Source organism: Rhabdaerophilum sp. (assembly GCF_046092605.1).
Lineage (GTDB): Bacteria > Pseudomonadota > Alphaproteobacteria > Rhizobiales > Beijerinckiaceae > Rhabdaerophilum.
Genome location: NZ_JBJTDY010000009.1, coordinates 1 through 2599 on the forward strand (window position 1 = coordinate 1; position 2599 = coordinate 2599).

At 66.2% G+C, this 2599-nt stretch carries 5 protein-coding genes and 1 pseudogene; 1 reads left to right on the forward strand and 5 read right to left on the reverse strand.

Annotated elements, in window-relative coordinates:
• Window positions 1-337: 2,4'-dihydroxyacetophenone dioxygenase family protein (locus tag ACKODO_RS00785; protein WP_408981555.1), on the forward strand; the 337-nt coding region annotated here is incomplete at its 5' end.
• A 4-nt stretch (window positions 338-341) separates the two neighbouring features.
• Here ACKODO_RS00785 and soxA read toward each other — a convergent pair.
• The 5 genes and pseudogenes from soxA to ACKODO_RS00810 form a co-directional block, all read right to left on the reverse strand.
• Window positions 342-1115 (reverse strand): sulfur oxidation c-type cytochrome SoxA, encoded by a 774-nt coding sequence (soxA, locus tag ACKODO_RS00790; RefSeq protein WP_408981556.1) that lies wholly within the window; start codon window positions 1113-1115, stop codon window positions 342-344.
• 4 nt (window positions 1116-1119) lie between these two features.
• Window positions 1120-1446 carry a thiosulfate oxidation carrier complex protein SoxZ gene (gene soxZ / locus ACKODO_RS00795; protein ID WP_408981557.1) on the reverse strand — a complete coding sequence of 109 codons (327 nt, stop codon included), beginning with the start codon at window positions 1444-1446 and terminating at the stop codon, window positions 1120-1122.
• Window positions 1447-1456: 10 nt separating this feature from the next.
• The gene (locus tag ACKODO_RS00800) at window positions 1457-1930 is read right to left on the reverse strand and encodes a SoxY-related AACIE arm protein (protein ID WP_408981558.1); all 474 of its coding nucleotides are present in this window, start codon (window positions 1928-1930) and stop codon (window positions 1457-1459) included.
• Window positions 1896-2351, reverse strand: coding sequence for a sulfur oxidation c-type cytochrome SoxX (gene soxX, locus ACKODO_RS00805; RefSeq protein WP_408981559.1), 456 nt, complete (start codon window positions 2349-2351; stop codon window positions 1896-1898). Before soxX ends, ACKODO_RS00800 begins: the two co-directional genes overlap by 35 nt.
• Window positions 2348-2599 (reverse strand): annotated as a pseudogene (locus tag ACKODO_RS00810) (xanthine dehydrogenase family protein molybdopterin-binding subunit); the annotation flags it as partial. The pseudogene ACKODO_RS00810 and the gene soxX, both read right to left, overlap by 4 nt.

Consider the following 2599-nt stretch of genomic DNA (forward strand, 5'->3'; position numbering starts at 1 on the left):
GCGCGTGCGCCGTGCCGGCGTGCTCTCGCGGCACCGGCACCCGCAGCCCGTGCATGGCTACGTGCTCAAGGGCCAATGGCGCTATCTTGAACATGACTGGGTGGCCACGGAGGGCTCCTATGTCTATGAAGCGCCTGGCGAGACGCATACTCTGGTCGTCGATCCGCATGTCGAGGAGATGATCACGATGTTCCAGGTCAACGGCGCGATGATCTACTGCGATCCGGACGGCAAATGCACAGGCTTTGACGATGTGTTCACGCGGATCGACAAATGCCGCAAGCACTACGCCGCGAACGGGCTGGGCGAGGGGTATGTCGACCAGTTCATCCGCTGACCGCTCATGGCCGCACGGCCGGCGCATCGCTCGCCATGCCGGCGGCACGCTCACGCAGATAGATTTCAAGGTCGATCCATTCGGAAGCGCCCGTCGCGAACGGTTCCGCGCGCACCCCGGTGAAGCAATTGCGCAGGCGACGCTGCAGCGAGCCCAGAGCCTGCCATTCCAGCCGGAAGAGCGGATAGCCCGTGGGATGCCCCTGGGGAATGCGCGTTCCACCGAGCGAGCGGCCCCAATGGTCATCATGGCATTGCGCGCAGGAGAGGTTGAGCTGCCCCAGACGCTGGCGATAGAGCATCTCGCCCCGCGCCACCGCATCCGACAGCCCCCGCGCCGATGGCGCCTCGATCGGCAGGCCGCGCGAGCGCAGCGCGATCGCCGCCTGCAATGCCAGAAGGCCCGCACTCTCGCGCGGCTCGGGCGTTTGCGCCTGATGCAGGCTCTGGCAAAGCTGGATTCGTCCGGGAAGGTCGAGCGTTGCGAGATTCACCGCGTTGCGCGCGGGGTAGCGCACATCCACGCCGCGCATCGAGGCGTTGATGTCGCCATGGCAACCGGAACAGGCGGGCTTGCCATTCGCTGGCGCACGGTTCCAGGCCGCCTCCCCCGCCGCCACGCCGAGCATCGCGGGGTTCGCGAAATCGTCGCGCTGCATTGCCTGCGCTTCAGGCCCCATCGTCTCGAAGCCGGATCGCCTCTCCTGCGGGGCAATGCCCTGCGCCACGGCGGCATGTGCGGCCAAAGCCGAGAGAACAGCGAGAATGAAAACCCGCAACGGCCTATCCCGTCACGTTAAGCTGCGCGCTCTGGCGATGGCGGAAGCCGTTATCGCCCACCCATTCGAATTCCACCGGCCCGGATTTCGTAGCAACCACGCCGAAGGACATGAAGGGATTGGCGGCAATCGCCTGATGCATGTCGACCGAGAAAACCTCCACGCCATCATAGCGGCAGATCATCCGGCGGATGATGTTGCGCGGAATTTCCTCGCCCTTCTCGCTGCGGCGATAGCCCGTTTCCATCGGGTGGCTGATCATGGCCTTGAGCATCACCACATCGCCGGAGCGGATGGGCGTGCGTGGCACGAGGATCATGGCGGTGGTCATGCGCGCCTCCTCAATCTTCGGTGCAGGCCGCGATGGTGACGATCACCTCGCGCGTTTCCTGCCAGCAGCTGCCATCGGAAAGGCGGGCAAGCGCCGCCACATGCTGCGTTGTGGCGAGCCGCATGCGCGTCACCACATGCGCCCGGCCGGAATGCGGGGTGAGGTGGAACACCGCGACATCCGGCGAGGGATTCTTCTCGGTGAAGAGCGCGATCTCGCTCACGAAGCTCTCGGGCTTCATGGGGTGATCGACCTTCACCTCCACGCCCACGGCATTGCCGTTCTCGACCAGCGGCGCGATATCGAGCGTCACCTTGCCGGTTTTCGGTTCAACCCCGCCGGTGAACTTGCGGATCGCCGCCGCCATTTCCGGGCTCGCGCGAGCCGGCGAAATCGCAAGCGCGGTGACAAAAGCCGCGCCCGCGCCAATCAGCGCCCGGCGGTCGAGTTCAATCCCGGAGCGTGGTGAGAAAGGCCGTGACATCCTCGATCTCCTCCGCAGTCAGGATCGGTTTGCCGACAAAGGCAGGGCCGATCCGGTTCCCGCCCCCGGTTCGGAAATAGGGCGGCATGATGGTTTCGGCGTTGATCGCCGTGCTGTCGATCAGGCGTGCCCGCAACTGCCCTTCCGTCCAGCGCGAACCCGTGCCGGCGAGGCCCGGCGCGAGATCGCCGTGGAAACGCTCCTCCGGGAACGGTCCGGAATGGCAGAGCAGGCAGAAGCCACGCCGCCGTTCCACCACGATCTTCCGCCCATTGGCCGGATCCGCCGGACGGGATGTGGCGAGAGGCGCCGCTTCCGGCGCCGCGCCATGTTCCATCGCCTTGCCGGCCACCGGCCCTTGCGCCGCTGCCGGCAGAACCAGCATTGCCACAAGGCCGAAGGCACGCGCGCCACGCCTCATGCGCGGCGCAGATCCGCGTTCTTGAGCGGCAGCGAGCGCACGCGCTTGCCCGTGGCGGCGAAGATCGCGTTCATCACCGCAGGGGCTGCCACCGCGATGGTCGGCTCGCCCACCCCGCCCCAGAAATCGCCGGAGGGAAGGAGAATGCTCTCGACCTTCGGCATTTCGGCCATGCGCATGGCCGGGTAGGTGTCGAAATTCTCCTCGACGATCCGCCCGCCCTTCACCGTGCATTCCTGATGGAACGC